At 61.5% G+C, this 13,939-nt stretch carries 15 protein-coding genes; 8 read left to right on the top strand and 7 right to left on the bottom strand.

Going from position 1 to position 13,939, the window contains the following annotated elements; genetic code table 11:
- Positions 1–61: 61 nt before the first annotated feature.
- Together RA21_RS02080 and RA21_RS02075 are read right to left on the bottom strand one after the other, a co-directional pair.
- A complete protein-coding gene (locus RA21_RS02080; RefSeq protein WP_039145793.1) occupies positions 62–703 on the bottom strand; it encodes a thiopurine S-methyltransferase in 642 nt (213 codons plus the stop codon).
- Between the two features lie 93 nt (positions 704–796).
- Positions 797–1,243 carry a type II toxin-antitoxin system RatA family toxin gene (locus RA21_RS02075; protein ID WP_019296211.1) on the bottom strand — a complete coding sequence of 149 codons (447 nt, stop codon included), beginning with the start codon at positions 1,241–1,243 and terminating at the stop codon, positions 797–799.
- A 74-nt stretch (positions 1,244–1,317) separates the two neighbouring features.
- Here RA21_RS02075 and hpt point away from each other — a divergent pair, with 74 nt between their 5' ends.
- Both hpt and RA21_RS02065 read left to right on the top strand, forming a co-directional pair.
- Positions 1,318–1,863, top strand: coding sequence for a hypoxanthine phosphoribosyltransferase (hpt, locus tag RA21_RS02070; RefSeq protein ID WP_019296210.1), 546 nt, complete (start codon positions 1,318–1,320; stop codon positions 1,861–1,863).
- A gap of 245 nt (positions 1,864–2,108) precedes the next feature.
- Complete coding sequence (locus tag RA21_RS02065) at positions 2,109–2,483, top strand: hypothetical protein (RefSeq protein WP_019296209.1); 375 nt, start codon at positions 2,109–2,111, stop codon at positions 2,481–2,483.
- Between the two features lie 3 nt (positions 2,484–2,486).
- Here the strand turns inward: RA21_RS02065 and RA21_RS02060 are convergent, their stop codons facing one another.
- Complete coding sequence (locus tag RA21_RS02060) at positions 2,487–3,629, bottom strand: amidohydrolase (protein ID WP_039145791.1); 1,143 nt, start codon at positions 3,627–3,629, stop codon at positions 2,487–2,489.
- Positions 3,626–4,579, bottom strand: coding sequence for a lipoyl synthase (gene lipA, locus RA21_RS02055; protein WP_039146484.1), 954 nt, complete (start codon positions 4,577–4,579; stop codon positions 3,626–3,628). The genes RA21_RS02060 and lipA overlap by 4 nt, the downstream gene beginning before the upstream one ends.
- A gap of 207 nt (positions 4,580–4,786) precedes the next feature.
- Between lipA and RA21_RS02050 the strand changes: the two genes are divergently transcribed.
- Both RA21_RS02050 and RA21_RS02045 read left to right on the top strand, forming a co-directional pair.
- A complete protein-coding gene (locus tag RA21_RS02050; RefSeq protein WP_039145790.1) occupies positions 4,787–5,701 on the top strand; it encodes a hypothetical protein in 915 nt (304 codons plus the stop codon).
- Between the two features lie 174 nt (positions 5,702–5,875).
- A complete protein-coding gene (locus RA21_RS02045; protein ID WP_039145788.1) occupies positions 5,876–6,424 on the top strand; it encodes a peroxiredoxin in 549 nt (182 codons plus the stop codon).
- A 72-nt stretch (positions 6,425–6,496) separates the two neighbouring features.
- Here the strand turns inward: RA21_RS02045 and RA21_RS02040 are convergent, their stop codons facing one another.
- Positions 6,497–7,570, bottom strand: coding sequence for a DUF6456 domain-containing protein (locus tag RA21_RS02040; protein WP_039145786.1), 1,074 nt, complete (start codon positions 7,568–7,570; stop codon positions 6,497–6,499).
- Positions 7,571–7,802: 232 nt separating this feature from the next.
- On the opposite strand from RA21_RS02040, the gene RA21_RS02035 reads away from it, so the two are divergent.
- Positions 7,803–8,153 (top strand): DUF6477 family protein, encoded by a 351-nt coding sequence (locus tag RA21_RS02035; protein WP_039145785.1) that lies wholly within the window; start codon positions 7,803–7,805, stop codon positions 8,151–8,153.
- Between the two features lie 15 nt (positions 8,154–8,168).
- Here the strand turns inward: RA21_RS02035 and RA21_RS02030 are convergent, their stop codons facing one another.
- Both RA21_RS02030 and RA21_RS21915 read right to left on the bottom strand, forming a co-directional pair.
- Positions 8,169–9,716, bottom strand: coding sequence for a trimethylamine methyltransferase family protein (locus RA21_RS02030; protein ID WP_019296202.1), 1,548 nt, complete (start codon positions 9,714–9,716; stop codon positions 8,169–8,171).
- A gap of 143 nt (positions 9,717–9,859) precedes the next feature.
- Positions 9,860–10,357 (bottom strand): GNAT family N-acetyltransferase, encoded by a 498-nt coding sequence (locus RA21_RS21915; RefSeq protein ID WP_152610460.1) that lies wholly within the window; start codon positions 10,355–10,357, stop codon positions 9,860–9,862.
- Between the two features lie 196 nt (positions 10,358–10,553).
- Between RA21_RS21915 and guaA the strand changes: the two genes are divergently transcribed.
- The 3 genes from guaA to RA21_RS02010 all read left to right on the top strand — a co-directional run bounded on the left by guaA (position 10,554) and on the right by RA21_RS02010 (position 13,813).
- Positions 10,554–12,122 carry a glutamine-hydrolyzing GMP synthase gene (gene guaA / locus RA21_RS02020; RefSeq protein ID WP_039145784.1) on the top strand — a complete coding sequence of 523 codons (1,569 nt, stop codon included), beginning with the start codon at positions 10,554–10,556 and terminating at the stop codon, positions 12,120–12,122.
- Positions 12,123–12,269: 147 nt separating this feature from the next.
- The gene (locus RA21_RS02015) at positions 12,270–12,956 is read left to right on the top strand and encodes a sulfotransferase family 2 domain-containing protein (protein WP_039145783.1); all 687 of its coding nucleotides are present in this window, start codon (positions 12,270–12,272) and stop codon (positions 12,954–12,956) included.
- A 17-nt stretch (positions 12,957–12,973) separates the two neighbouring features.
- Entirely contained in the window at positions 12,974–13,813 is an 840-nt protein-coding gene (locus tag RA21_RS02010; RefSeq protein ID WP_039145782.1) for a glycosyltransferase family 1 protein, read from the top strand.
- Positions 13,814–13,939: the final 126 nt, after the last annotated feature.

Below are 13,939 nucleotides of genomic sequence, written 5' to 3'. Positions count from 1 at the left end.
CTCACGGCAGACGGTGCCATTTCGCACCGGACGGGTCCCCTTGGGGGACCCGTTTTCTGTTTCAGGAGAAGGGAGTTAGCAGCCAGGCCTGTTCCAGCGCATTGCAGCGTTCGCCGATCCGGCCGTCCGCGGCGCGTTCCTCGATCAGACTGATTTCATGGCTGCCCTGATAGAGCGCCTCTACCACTGATCCCGGCACCGAAAACGGCGGCCCGTCCATCAGGGATTGATCGTAGTCGAACCCGATCAGCAGTTGTTTCGCGGTGCCGGTGATCCGGTTCAAATGCGCCGCATAGGCCTGCCGGTCCTCTGGTTTCACCGCGACCAGCGCCGCCCGGTCATAGACCACGTCAACCGCGCCAAGATGTGCCGGGGCAAGGGCAAAGAAATCACCTGCGTAAAGGGCCAGCTCGCCTGACTGATAGCGGATTAGCCCTTCTGCTTGGGAGACGTCCGGTGTCAGCCCCAGCCGGGCAAAGACCTCCTCCACCGCGCCTTGATTGAACTCCACACCGGTCACACGCAGTCCCAGTGACAGCAGCCAGTCCAGGTCCAGCGCCTTGCCGCAAAGAGGGAGGAACACGCTTTGGCCGGCCGAAATCCCGAGCCGGGAAAAATGCTTGATCAGCAATGAGTTCGGCGCCGCTTCGTGAAAGCCGATGCGGTTCTCGCGCCAGCGCGCCTGCCAGAATTCCTGTTCCATTGCAGCTTCCCTTTCAGCTGGAAGTATCATTTCCAATAGGTGATACGACTTGAAGCGCGCTTAAGGTCAACAGCTATCTCGCGCGGCAATGCCTCAGCTGTACAGCTCCGCAGCGCGGCGTTCGAACGCACGCACGATCCGCTGCATCGCCTCGTTGAAAACCACGCCGATGATGCCCTGCAGAACCGCATTCTTGAATTCGAAATCGACGAAGAAGTCGACGTCGCAGCTGCCATCCTCGCGCGGGGTGAAAATCCAGTGGGACTTCATGTAGCGGAACGGGCCATCCAGATACTCGGTATCGATTTTTCTCTCGCCCGGATAAAGGGTTACCCGGCTGCCGAACCGCTCGCGGAAAACCTTGAAGGAGATCACCAGATCCGCCTCCATCACTTCTGCCTCACCCATCGGCGCCCGGCTGCGGATACGGGCGGCGGCGCACCAGGGCAGGAATTTCGGGTACTGCGCGACATCGGCCACCAGATCGTACATCTGCTGTGCCGAATAGGGCATCTGGCGGGTTTCCGAGTGTGTGGGCATCTGTCCGCTGATTTTCTGCTACAATTACCGGGCGTGATGTCCTATGTACGCGCGGGAAATTCAAGGGGGCAGCCATGACACAGCGTCCATATGTCATTGATGTGATGATCTCGGCCAAGGCAATTGCCGCGCGGATCGAGGAGCTTTGCGAGGAAATCCAGAAGGAATTCGGCAATACCGACAAGCTGGTCGTGGTTGGCCTGCTGCGCGGCAGTTTCGTATTCATCGCCGATCTGGTGCGGGAGCTGGATCTGCCGATCGAGGTCGATTTCCTGGAGGCGTCCTCTTACGGCGACTCGATGGAAAGCAGCCGGGAAGTGCGCATTCTCAAGGACTTGCGCGGTGCCATTGAAGGGCGCGACGTGCTGGTCGTGGAAGATATCGTCGACACCGGCCACACGCTGAACCATGTCACCCACCTGCTGCAAAGCCGCAATCCGGCACGGCTGAAGTCCATTGCGCTCTTGGACAAGCCGTCGCGGCGCGAGGTGGATTTCCGCTCTGATTGGGTTGGCTTTGAAATCCCCGACGAATTTGTTGTCGGCTATGGCATCGACTATGCGCAGCGCAACCGGAATCTGCCGCATATCGGCAAAGTGCGGTTCACCGACGAGGGCTGAATCAGCCAATACCCGGGGGTGACGTGCGTGCACCCCCTGTACACCGCCTGTGCACCCCCTGGTGCAGCCTGCGGCGGCGCTTGTGCAAAACTGCCACAAACCACGATAAACACAGCGCAATCGGGAACCGGCGGCCCTCCGCCGGTTCCGGCCAAGCGGGTGGCGCTTTCCGGCGCAGCGGATTTGCCTTTCGCCGCAACCTGCCTCATGTGATTTCCAAACGCAGCGATCACAGGAGATCCGCCATGCAGAAGTTTTTGACCGCAGCAGCGGCAGCCGCAATGACCCTGTCCCTTGTCCCCGCAGCCACCCACGCGGGGCCGCCGAAATGGGCGCCCGGCCACAGCAAGAGCGCAGCCCATTATGCGCCGGGCCAGGTCAAGAAACGGCACCACCGCAAGCACAGCCACGATCACGATCATGACCATGATCACGACCGGTACGATGGCCGCATCCGCGGTGACGACTGGGTCTATATTGACGACTACGGCCGCTGGGGGCTGAACCCGCCGCGTGAGGGGCACCGCTATGTGCGTCAGGGCGACAAGATCTTTGAGGTCGTCAAGGACACGCTTGCGATCATCGGCGCGGTGGCCGTCGTCAATGCGCTGACCCAGTAAGGATCAGCCCAGCAGGTTTCTGAGCGTGTGCAGAAAGATCCCGGCCCCGGCCGGGATTGCGGCGTCCGGGAAGTCGAAATCGGGGTTGTGCAGCTGAGGCTGCGCCTCGCCGGAGCCCAGCCAGAACATCGCGGCCTTTGCCTGCTTGCCGAACTGGCCGAAGTCCTCGGACCAGCGCTGGGGATAATCCCGCATATGCGCCGGATAGCCTGCCGCGGCACAGGCGGCCTGCAGCAGCTCCACCGCCTCCGGGTGGTTGGTGCAGGCGTCGAACACATCGTCGAATTCTATTGAGAACCCCAGCCGCTCCGCCGCGCAGACCTGTTCCGCCAGTGCCGTGGCCTCTGCAATCAGCTGATCCATTCGGATGTTTGTAACGGTGCGCAGAGTGGCCCAAACCTCGCCCTCGCCAGGGGCGATGCCAAAGGTGGCTTCGCCCAGCCGGGCATGGGTCAGCGTGACCAGAGCGAACTCCGGCCCCAGATCGCCACCTTGCCCCAGGGAAACAAGGCCCGGCAGCAATTGGGAAATGGCACCGACGGGCGACACCCCGTCCTGCGGCGCGGCAGCGTGGGAGGTTTTACCGGTCAGTTTGATCCGCATTCCGCGCGACGCGCAGTTGGCAGCGCCCGAACACAAGGCCACCTGACCCACCGGCAAGCCCGGCAGGTTGTGCAGGGAGAAGGCGTAGTCGGGCGCGATCTGCGCGAAACCCGGATCGGCAATCACCGCCGCTGCGCCCTTGCCGGTTTCCTCGGCGGGCTGGAACAGCAGGACGGCGCGGCCCTTCGACGGGCGCTGTACCGCGAGATCCTCGGCCAGCGCCGCCACCATCGTCATATGGCCGTCATGGCCGCAGAGATGGCCGCGGCCTGCGTGGGTGGAGCGGTAGGGTTGATCCGACAGCTCCTCGATCGGCAAGCCGTCCAGCTCGCAGCGGATCAGGACCGTGGGACCATCCGCCCTGCCCTCATAGACCGCCGCAACACCGTGGCCGCCAAGCCCGGTCAGCAGCTGGTCGGGCTGATGCTGACCCAGGTAGTCCGCCACCATGACGGCGGTCTTTTCCTCGGTGCCGGAAACCTCGGGGATCTGATGCAGAGCATGGCGCAGCGTCGTCAGCTGCGCCAGACGCTCAGGCGTCATGCCAGGCCCAGCTTCTTGTTGCGGGCCTCGCGCAGGCGGGCGAAATCATCGCCTGCGTGGTAGGAGGAGCGGGTCAGCGGGGTGGCCGAGACCATCAGGAAGCCCTTGCCATAGGCGGCTTTCTCGTAGGATTTGAATTCCTCGGGCGTCACGAAACGGTCCACCGCGTGGTGTTTCGGCGTCGGCTGCAGATACTGGCCGATGGTCAGGAAATCGATGTCGGCGGCGCGCATGTCGTCCATCACCTGTTTTACCGCCTGTGCGTCCTCGCCCAAGCCGACCATGATGCCGGATTTGGTGAACATGGAGGGGTCCAGTTCCTTCACCCGCTGCAAGAGCCGCAGCGAGTGGAAATAGCGCGCGCCGGCGCGGACCTCAGGGTAGAGGCCCGGCACGGTCTCCAGATTGTGGTTGAAAACGTCGGGCCGCGCCTCGACGACCGTTTCCAGCACCGAGGGATCGCATTTCAGGAAATCCGGGGTGAGGATTTCAATGGTGGTGTTCGGGCTGCGGTGGCGCACCGCGCGGATGGTCTGGGCAAAATGCTCTGCCCCGCCGTCCTCGATATCGTCGCGGTCCACGGAGGTGATCACCACGTGGTTGAGACCCAGTTTTTCGACCGCATGGGCGACGCGGCCCGGCTCAAACGCATCCAGCGCCTCAGGCGGCTTGCCGGTGGCGATGTTGCAGAAGGAACAGGCGCGGGTGCAGACCTCGCCCATGATCATCATGGTGGCGTGGCCCTGGCTCCAGCATTCGCCGACATTGGGGCAACCCGCTTCCTCGCAGACCGTGGTCAGCTTGTTGTCGCGCATGATCTTGTGGGTTTCGGCATAACCTTTGCCGCCCGGCGCCTTGACCCGGATCCAGCTTGGCTTTTTGGGCTGAGCATTGTCGGGACGATGCGCCTTTTCGGGGTGGCGCTGCTCCGGGATCTTGAGGTCTCTCACGTGGGTTTCCCTTCCGGCCTTTGGCTTTGTGAGCGGTTTAACACAGCTGATCTGGCTTGGCACGGTCATATCGTCAACCCTGCCTTGCCGCCTTGTCATGGCTCAAACTCCGAAAATGTGCCGTTTTTCTTTGCCAAAGCGGCGCAGCGGGACACATAATTCCACCAAGCATCAGGATTTCGCTGCAGATCATTCAGGGAGGGACGCATGGCCAAGGAACTGGAGAAATTCAAGGCAGAGCATAAGAAGCTGGCTGCCGGCACCAAGAAATTCACCACCGCAGAGGGCGACAAGCTGAAGAAGCGGATCGGGATTTCGCTGGGCAACGCCTGGGAGGGCGAGGATTATTTCCGCGAGAGCCTGGCCAAGGCGCGCAAGGACGGGGTGAAATCGGAAAAGCTGGCCGATTTCCAGAAGAACAAGCATTTCAAGGACGGGCTGGTCACCTGGAACAAGGCGGTGGACATCCACCAGGAGGAAGTCGGCGCGATGAAGGGGTTCTGCGCTGATGCCAAGGCGCATATGGCCAAGCAGCAGGCGCTCTTGAAGGACATCGAGAAGGACCTGAAGAAACGCGGTAAGTCCTCAGCCTCGAAGAAGGATATCGAGGCGCTGCAGGGCGATTTGGAAAAGGAGATTGCCGCGGTCAAGAAGGCGTCCGAGTATGAGGGCAAGCTGAATGCCGCGCAAAAGCTGTACGGCGCGAATTTCCAGAAGACGGTCGACAAGATCCTGAAGGAAAAGGCGGAAGGCCATGACAAGAAGAAGGACGCAACCGAGCTGCCGCAGCTGCTGGTGGACCGCAACCTGAAGAAATACACCAACCGGGTCGGCGCGCTGGTCAAGGCGATCAATGCCCATTGCGTAACCGCCATCGACAAGGCCGGAGAGGACCTGAAGGCCGCAGCACCCGAGCTGAAAGAGGCCGCGGCGAAATACAAGGATCTGAAGAAGATCAACGACCAGTACCAGACTGCCAAGAAGAAGTTCCCGGGCGCCATCGAGGATTCCAAGGACAAGAAGAAGCTTCTGGCGACGCTCAAGAAGTTCAACGACCTGACCGCCGCTGCCGAACGCAAGATCCGCGGCACCACGGTCACCATCAAGAAGGCTGCGGCGTAACGTCCCTGCCAGGGGCGAAGATGCCGTATTTGCGAGATTTTCCGGCGCCGGACTGCCGTGTTCGCGGACTGGCGCCGGAAACCTGCGCGCAAATCACCGGGACGTGTTGAAGCCAGCTTAGAATCATTTTAAGCCTGCCCGCCGAATGAAATCCGCAATCAGGAGCAAGCTGAGATGAAAGCTGGCGTTAAGCTGCCCGACGTGACCTTCCACACCCGTGTCCGCGACGAAGCGATCGAGGGCCCGAACCCGTTCCGCTGGGAAGACAAGACCACCGCTGACTACTTTGCAGGCAAGCGTGTTGTGCTGTTCTCGCTGCCGGGCGCCTTCACCCCGACCTGCTCGACCTACCAGCTGCCGGGCTTTGAAAAAGGCTTTGGTGACTTCCAGGCCGAAGGCATCGACGCGATCTACTGCATGTCGGTGAACGACAGCTTCGTGATGAACGCCTGGGCACGCGCGCAGGAGCTGGAAAACGTGGAAGTGATCCCAGACGGCTCCGGTGAGTTCACCCGCAAGATGGGCATGCTGGTCGCCAAGGACAACCTGGGCTTCGGCAACCGCTCCTGGCGCTATGCGGCCATCGTGAACAACGGTGTTGTTGAGGCATGGTTCGAAGAGCCGGGCCTGTCCGACAACCACGGCGAAGACCCCTATGGCGTGTCCTCCCCGGAGACCGTGCTGAAGCACCTGAAAGACGCCAAGGCAGAAGTCGCAGCCTAAGCTGCACTGCCCGATCTGGCATTCGAACGGGTCCGCGCTGCGGGCCCGTTTTCGTTTGAGGCATCGTGCGCGTCAACCGATCATCTCTTCTTGCTGCGGGCTGGCCTCGCCGTAGTAATCGGCCAGGTGCTGCAGGGCGATGCGCAGCACCACCTTGCCTGACCGCGCAGGCCAGCCCAGATTGCGCTCTGCGGTTTCCAGCCCCTCAAGGTGGCAACAGCAGCGCAGGGCGATGTCGCTGAGGCCGGCCCCGAGCTTCTGCAGCGCCCCAGTCATCCGCTGGTGGGCTTCTGCCGCCGCCTGGTGGCTGGTGCTGCGCATCGGGTGGCTGGCTTGGGCGAAGTACAGCTCCTCCTGCATCAGGTGGCTGCTGATCTGCGCCAGTTCGAAATCCTCGCGCAGACGCCGCCCGGCCCGCACCATCGGCTGGGTCAGGAAGGACTTGCCGTCCTTGTCCGACAGCCGGGACAGCATTTCCAGCGGGGTTTCGGCGCCGCTGTAACGGGATTTGCGGCCCAGTCCGCCGCCCTCGCCCGCGTCCGGCGCCCCAAACGGTGTCTGCGCTTCGGCAAAGCCGCCCTCCAACCGGGCGCGGGCGCGGTTTTCCTGATCGGCGATGATCCGGTTCAATGCGGTGCGCCCGCCCGCGGTGATGGAATAGCGGCTGATCCGGCCCTTGCGCGAGCAGGCAATCCAGCCGGTCAGCGCCAGCGCCCCTGCCAAGGGCCGCGACACCGCCACCTTATGCCCGTCGGCCTCCTGGCCTTCGCGCACCACAACGGCCATTTCCATGCCTTCGGCTGCGGCCAGAACTGCGCCGCCGCGGCTGAGCAGGGTCAGCACGCTGGCCGCTTCCCGCTCAAACCCCGACCGCAGGCTGCGGCTTGCGGCGGAGGGCTTTTCCTCCTGCCGCGGTTTCGCTGCTTCGGACCGGTAGCGCCCGGCCAGATAGGTCAGCACCTCGTCAATCAGCGGATCGTCCCGCAGGATCTCTACCCGGCGGACCTGGCGCAGGATGGTGGATGGATGGCAGCCCGCCTTGCGGGCCAGCTGGCGGATCGGGCGGCCAGCCTCGGTGTGCTGAAGGTAGCGGCAAGTTTCCAGCGGCACCCAGCCAGGAAAGGGTGCCTGTGTCATGTTTTGCATTCGTAACCCCCGGTCGTGAGCCAGGCTGCCGGGCCAGCCGCACTCAAAGGTGCCTGCGGCATGTCCCATTTCGCCCGGCTGGATTTGGACAAAAGCGCGGATCGGACATCATTGTTTCCAGAAAAACCATAATCATCACAAAACGGACCGTTCGCCGGTCGCCCCCTTTCCGCAACACCACCTAGAGTTGTGTTATAGCAGAGCCAGATCAGAGATAGGAAAGGAGACGATCATGCAGGATGTTTTCAGCCGCGTTTCGTTGCTCCGGCGCCCGAGGATCCTGGCACGGGCCGCCCGGTTAGGCGCCCGGAATTATTGCCGCAAGCGCGACCTGCGCCGCATACTGGGCTATGGAGATGTGCCCAAGCCTGCTGCCGCCGTGATGCGGCTGCTGGAGCTGGAGGAGGCGCTGAACGCAGAACGCAAGGCAGGCGAGGCCGGCTATTCGATGATCCGCCACGTGGATGTGCTGATCGCACTGGCCGGTGAGGCTGCCTGTTTGAAGGCTCGTGCGAAAACAAGAACGGCGGCCCCGCGGGACCGCCGTTTTGCTGCGGCAGAGGGTGCGCCCCCCTGCCCCTGATCTTCAGGCTCGCGCTTACATGAAGGCGTCGGGCATGGAGGCCTTCTTCTCGGCCACATACTCGTCCAGTGCCATCTTGATGGACGGATCCAGCGCGGGCTGCTCGTAAGTTGCCAGCAGCTTCTCAACCCGGCTTTCGGCCAGCGCGTAGGTGTCGCGCGCGCCTTCTTCTTCCCACTGTTCGAACGGCTTGTAGTCAAGCACTTCGGACTTCCAGAAGGCCGATTTGAAGTTGGCCTGGGTGTGGGCGCAGCCGAGGTAATGGCCGCCGGGGCCGACTTCGCGGATGGCTTCCATCGCCTGGCCGTTCTCGTCCACCGGGACGCCCTTGGCGAGGCCGTGCAGCGTGCCCAGCTGGTCCGCGTCCATCACGAACTTCTCGAAGTCGGCAACCAGGCCGCCCTCGAGCCAGCCGCAGGAGTGCAGCATAAAGTTCACACCGGACATCAGGCCCATGTTGAGCGAGTTGGCGGTTTCATAAGCCGCCTGCGCATCCGGCAGCTTGGAGCCGCAGAAGGAGCCGGCCGAACGGAACGGCACGCCCAGGCGGCGGGCCAGCTGGCCTGCGCCATAGGTGACCAGCGACGCTTCGGGGGTGCCGAAGGTCGGAGCGCCGGAGTTCATGTCGATCGAGGACACAAAGGCGCCGAAGATCGCGGGCGCGCCGGGGCGGCACAGCTGGTTGTAGGCGATACCGGCCAGAACCTCTGCCAGCACCTGGGTCAGGGTGCCTGCCACCGACACCGGCGCCATGGCACCGCCGACGATGAACGGCGAGATGATGCAGGCCTGGTTGTTCTGGGCGTAGACTTCCAGCGAACCCATCATCACGTCGTCGAAGGTCATCGGCGAGTTGATGTTGGTCAGCGAGGTCATCACGGTGTTGTTCTGCACGAACTCCTTGCCGAACAGGATGCCGGCCATGTCGACAGAGTCCTGGGCGCGGCTGGGTTCGGTGACGGAGCCCATGAACGGTTTGTCGCTGAGGGTCATATGCGCCATCAGCATGTCCAGGTGGCGCTTGTTCACCGGGATGTCGGTGGGTTCGCAGACGGTGCCGCCGGAGTGGTGCAGCCACTTGGACATATAGGCCAGCTTCACGAACTTGTTGAAGTCGTCCATGGTCGCATAGCGGCGGCCGCCGCTGCGGGTGCGCACGAAGGGCGGGCCATAGACCGGGGCCAGAACCAGGTTGCGGCCGCCGATGACCACCGATTTCTCGGGGTTGCGGGCGTGCTGGGTGAATTCCGCAGGTGCGGTTTCGCACAGCTTGCGGGCCAGGCCGCGGGGGATGCGCACGCGCTCGCCCTGGACATCGGCACCGGCATCGCGCCAGCGCTGCAGCGCCGCCGGGTTGTCAACGAAATTGACGCCGACCTCTTCCAGGATCGTGTCCGCGTTGTACTCGATGATCTCCAGCGCTTCCTCGTTCAGGATCTCGAAGTTCGGAATGTTGCGCTCGATGTACTTGGCGGTCTCGATCTTGACGCTGGTGCGCTCGGCGCGGCGGGCGGCGCCGCCGCCGGAACCGCGGGCACGACGGCGCGGGGCTGCTTCTGTCATGGTTTATCCTCACCACAGGCATTTCATTGCGATGGGTATTATAGCCCTCGCGCGCGCCGCCGCCGCAGGATTGCGGCCATTCAAGTTGAAAAGCGACATTCGCAGCACAGAGTTCGCCGGAACTCGCACCCGCCAAGCCGGTTTTACGCTTTCAGCAGCGGATCAAGACTGTCCCAATGCACCCGGATCGCGGGCATGGCGTATCCGAAAACGTCAATCTCCTTGCGCTCGCCGGCACTGCCGCCGATCCGGAAATAGAACGCCAGTGCGCGGGAATTACTCTCTGCGACCCACAGATAAGCCGAATTTGCACCCTGGGCCTGCAAACGGCGGGCGGCCTCCTTCATCAGGCGGCGGCCAAGACCTTGTGACCGGGCGGTTTCCGACACATGCAGGTTGTCGATGTAGGGTTCATCACCGGTCCAGACGGTTATAAAGCCCTGTATCCCCGCACCCTCTGCAACAAGCACGACGTCACGGTCCGAAAACTGCAGCTTTTGCCAGTGCCGGGCGAGGTCGGACACGACCTGCTCCTGCAGATACGCCGACGGCAGGACACCGGCATAAACACTGCGCCAGCTGGCAATCTGCAATTGCGCAACAGCCGCGCGGTCGCCTGTCCGCATTTCCCTGATAACCACTGTGCATGCCTCCCCTGTACCGGAAGTTCAGCAGAGCAGAAGCTTTACCTGCAAGGCAAGCCTCTGCACCGAGTTTTACTGCACCGCACCCAGCCGGAGGGTTTTCAGAGCCGGGCGAGCTGTTTGCCCGGCACCCTGTGCCACTGCAAGCACCAAAGCCCTTGCGAAAAAAACCTCCTTGGCCTATGGCGCGTGCATGACCCAAGACACCCATGACCGCCTTCTCATCATCGACTTCGGCAGCCAGGTCACGCAGCTGATTGCGCGCCGCCTGCGCGAGCTGAATGTCTATTGCGAAATCCACCCCTATCAGAATGTCACCATGGACTTTGTGCGCGAACTGGCGCCCAAGGCGGTGATCTTCTCGGGCGGGCCTGACAGCGTGACCCGCGAGGGCAGCCCGCGGGCGCCGCAGGAGATTTTCGACTACGGCGTGCCGATCCTGGGCATCTGCTATGGCCAGCAGGTGATGATGCATGAGCTGGGCGGCAAGGTGGAAAGCGGCCATGGCACTGCGGAATTCGGCCGCGCCTTTGTGACCCCCACGGTTGAAACGCCGCCGCTGCTGGAGGGCTGGTTCGCAAACGACAACGACCGCGAGCAGGTCTGGATGTCGCACGGCGACCACGTCAGCAAGATCGCCCCGGGGTTCGAGGTCTATGGCACCTCCCCCAACGCGCCTTTTGCCATCACCGCCGATGTCAGCCGCAATTTCTATGCGGTGCAGTTCCACCCCGAGGTGCACCACACCCCGAACGGCGCCAAGCTTTATGAGAACTTTGTCAAACTGGCGGGTTTCTCCGGCGACTGGACCATGGGCGCCTACCGCGAGCAGATGATCGAGAAGATCCGCGAGCAGGTCGGCGACAAACAGGTGATCTGCGGATTGTCCGGCGGCGTCGACAGCTCGGTTGCGGCGATCCTGATCCACGAGGCGATCGGCGATCAGCTGACCTGCGTGTTTGTGGACCACGGCCTGCTGCGCAAGAACGAAGCGGAAGAAGTCGTCGCGATGTTCCGCGACAACTACAACATCCAGCTGATCCATGCGGATGAGAGCGATCTGTTCCTGGGCGAGCTGGACGGCCAGTCCGACCCGGAAACCAAGCGCAAGATCATCGGCAAGCTTTTCATCGACGTGTTCCAGAAACACGCCGACACCATCGACGGCGCAGAGTTCCTGGCACAGGGTACACTGTACCCGGACGTGATTGAATCGGTCTCCTTCTCGGGCGGGCCTTCGGTCACCATCAAATCGCACCACAACGTCGGCGGCCTGCCGGAGAAGATGGGCCTCAAGCTGGTGGAACCGCTGCGCGAGCTGTTCAAGGACGAGGTCCGCGCGCTGGGCCGCGAACTGGGTCTGCCGCAGAGCTTCATCGGCCGCCACCCCTTCCCCGGACCGGGCCTGGCAATCCGCTGCCCCGGCGAGATCACCCGCGAGAAGCTGGAGATCCTGCGCGAAGCGGATGCGATCTATATCGACCAGATCCGCAAGCACGGTCTGTACGATGACATCTGGCAGGCCTTTGTGGCGATTCTGCCGGTCCGCACCGTTGGCGTGATGGGCGACGGCCGCACCTATGACTACGCCTGCGCCCTGCGCGCGGTGACATCTGTCGATGGCATGACCGCGGATTACTATCCGTTCAGCCACGAGTTCCTGGGCGAAACCGCCACAAGGATCATCAACGAAGTGAAGGGCATCAACCGCTGCACCTACGACATCACCTCGAAACCTCCGGGAACCATCGAGTGGGAATGATCCCTGCAGTTCACGGGCTTTGAAACCGCGGTGGAAACCACGCCTGTTTTAAAGAACGTTTAAACAATTTGCGCCATCTTGAGCCAAACGCTTGGCCGCCGGTTTAACCACGGCGGCCAACTGCTTGGAGGCAAATGGAGGCGCAAAATGCCCTTGATCAAATACAAAGACGTGCTGCTGCACTTCGCGCACATTCCCAAGTGCGGCGGCACATCCATTGAGCGTTACATTCAGGGCCTGAACGGCGTCAGCCTGGCGTTTGTGGACGAGCAGTATGTCGCCAATCCGCCCCAGCAGCACTGGAACATATCCTCCCCGCAGCACATCGACGGGGAATCGATTGCGCGGCTGTTTCCCAAGGAATTTTTCACCGGCTTTTTCACCATCGTGCGCGATCCGATTGCCAGGCTTGAAAGCGCCTACAAGTTCCAGCGGCTGGTGGAACGCCGGATCGGCAGCGATGAAACCCTGGACCAGTTCGTCAAGACCCGCCTGCTGGAGAATGTGCTGACCAAGGGCTGGATGGACGGTCATTTCTACCCGCAGTCTGGCTTCTTCTATCCCGGCGCCAACTACCAGGTTTTCAAGCTGGAAGAGAACGGCGCCGAGAAAGCCAAGGCGTTCATTGATGCAGCCCTGTTCGGCAACCCGGCCAGCCAGCAGATGACGCACAGCAACCACCTGCGCGTTCCCGAAGGTTTCAACCCCGGCGACCTGGTTTTGAGCGACGAAGGCTTGGCCGTTGCCGAGAAGATCTACGGCATGGACTTCGAAAATTTCCAGTATCAGCGGCGCTCAGCCGCCCGGCAGCTGCCCGAAGCGGCTGCTGGCTGAGGTCTGATCGGCATCCCATGACACAAAAATACAATATTTGTTTGGCGCAACCGGATAACTACCCGCACACCGGCGCCTTTTCTGAGATTGCTGACCTGATTCAATTCGCACTGCGGGATCTTGGCTATGAAGCGGCAATACACAAAAACAAGATCGACCCGTCAGCCCGGAATATCCTTATCGGCATTCACTTGATGACCTGCGCCATGGCCAAGGTCGTTCCAGCGGACACTATCATCCTGAACACCGAGCAGTTAGGCAGCACCCTCTCGCATTGGAACAAAAACATCGTTGAGTGGTTTTCACATGACTTCACCTTGTGGGATTACAGCGATGCCAATGTCAGCTATCTGAATGACTTTGGTGTAAAGCGGGTTGAGAAGCTTCAAATCGGATATCAAAAGGAACTCTGCCGGATCACGCCCCGGCAAAAGAAAGACATCGACGTTCTGTTCTACGGCAGCGTGAGTCCGCGACGCAAGAAAATCCTTGATGACCTTCGCGCGTGTGGTTTGACGGTCAAACAGCTGGAAGGTACTTACGGAAAGAGCCGTGATGATTGGATTTCCCGATCCCGTATGGTGCTGAATCTCCATTTCTACGACTCTCAGATTTTTGAGATCGTCCGCGCCTTTTACCTGATGACCAACGGCATCCCTCTGGCAAGCGAACTCAATAGTGGAACAATGATCGACGAATGCTACCGTGACGGCATCCTGGGCCTGCCTTATGACGGGCTTGCCGAGGGCATAGCTGAAGTGCTGCAAGATGAAGCAAAGCTGGAACGGATTGGCAAAAAAGGCAACGAGACGATTGCTCGGTATCCCCAGGCGCATTTGCTGCGCGAGATACTCTAGCGGCTGAAAATCCCACTGCTTCTGCAGGCCGCGCAGGGTTCTGCAAGACTTAGCACCTTAGCTTGATCTCACCACCCTTTCTCAATGAAATCAAAAACATATTATGGCAGCCCGGATTGGCAAACC

This window comes from Leisingera sp. ANG-DT, from assembly GCF_000813785.1.
Classification (GTDB): Bacteria; Pseudomonadota; Alphaproteobacteria; order Rhodobacterales; family Rhodobacteraceae; genus Leisingera.
This window is presented reverse-complemented; position numbering and strand designations above follow the sequence as displayed.

Excerpts from the sequence above, each read along its gene's own strand:
- RA21_RS02080 (WP_039145793.1), bottom strand. The coding sequence starts at position 703 with ATGGAACAGGAATTCTGGCAGGCGCGCTGGCGCGAGAACCGCATCGGC.
- RA21_RS02075 (WP_019296211.1), bottom strand. The coding sequence starts at position 1,243 with ATGCCCACACACTCGGAAACCCGCCAGATGCCCTATTCGGCACAGCAG.
- hpt (WP_019296210.1), top strand. The coding sequence starts at position 1,318 with ATGACACAGCGTCCATATGTCATTGATGTGATGATCTCGGCCAAGGCA.
- RA21_RS02065 (WP_019296209.1), top strand. The coding sequence starts at position 2,109 with ATGCAGAAGTTTTTGACCGCAGCAGCGGCAGCCGCAATGACCCTGTCC.
- RA21_RS02060 (WP_039145791.1), bottom strand. The coding sequence starts at position 3,629 with ATGACGCCTGAGCGTCTGGCGCAGCTGACGACGCTGCGCCATGCTCTG.
- RA21_RS02050 (WP_039145790.1), top strand. The coding sequence starts at position 4,787 with ATGGCCAAGGAACTGGAGAAATTCAAGGCAGAGCATAAGAAGCTGGCT.
- RA21_RS02045 (WP_039145788.1), top strand. The coding sequence starts at position 5,876 with ATGAAAGCTGGCGTTAAGCTGCCCGACGTGACCTTCCACACCCGTGTC.
- RA21_RS02040 (WP_039145786.1), bottom strand. The coding sequence starts at position 7,570 with ATGCAAAACATGACACAGGCACCCTTTCCTGGCTGGGTGCCGCTGGAA.
- RA21_RS02035 (WP_039145785.1), top strand. The coding sequence starts at position 7,803 with ATGCAGGATGTTTTCAGCCGCGTTTCGTTGCTCCGGCGCCCGAGGATC.
- RA21_RS02030 (WP_019296202.1), bottom strand. The coding sequence starts at position 9,716 with ATGACAGAAGCAGCCCCGCGCCGTCGTGCCCGCGGTTCCGGCGGCGGC.
- guaA (WP_039145784.1), top strand. The coding sequence starts at position 10,554 with ATGACCCAAGACACCCATGACCGCCTTCTCATCATCGACTTCGGCAGC.
- RA21_RS02015 (WP_039145783.1), top strand. The coding sequence starts at position 12,270 with ATGCCCTTGATCAAATACAAAGACGTGCTGCTGCACTTCGCGCACATT.
- RA21_RS02010 (WP_039145782.1), top strand. The coding sequence starts at position 12,974 with ATGACACAAAAATACAATATTTGTTTGGCGCAACCGGATAACTACCCG.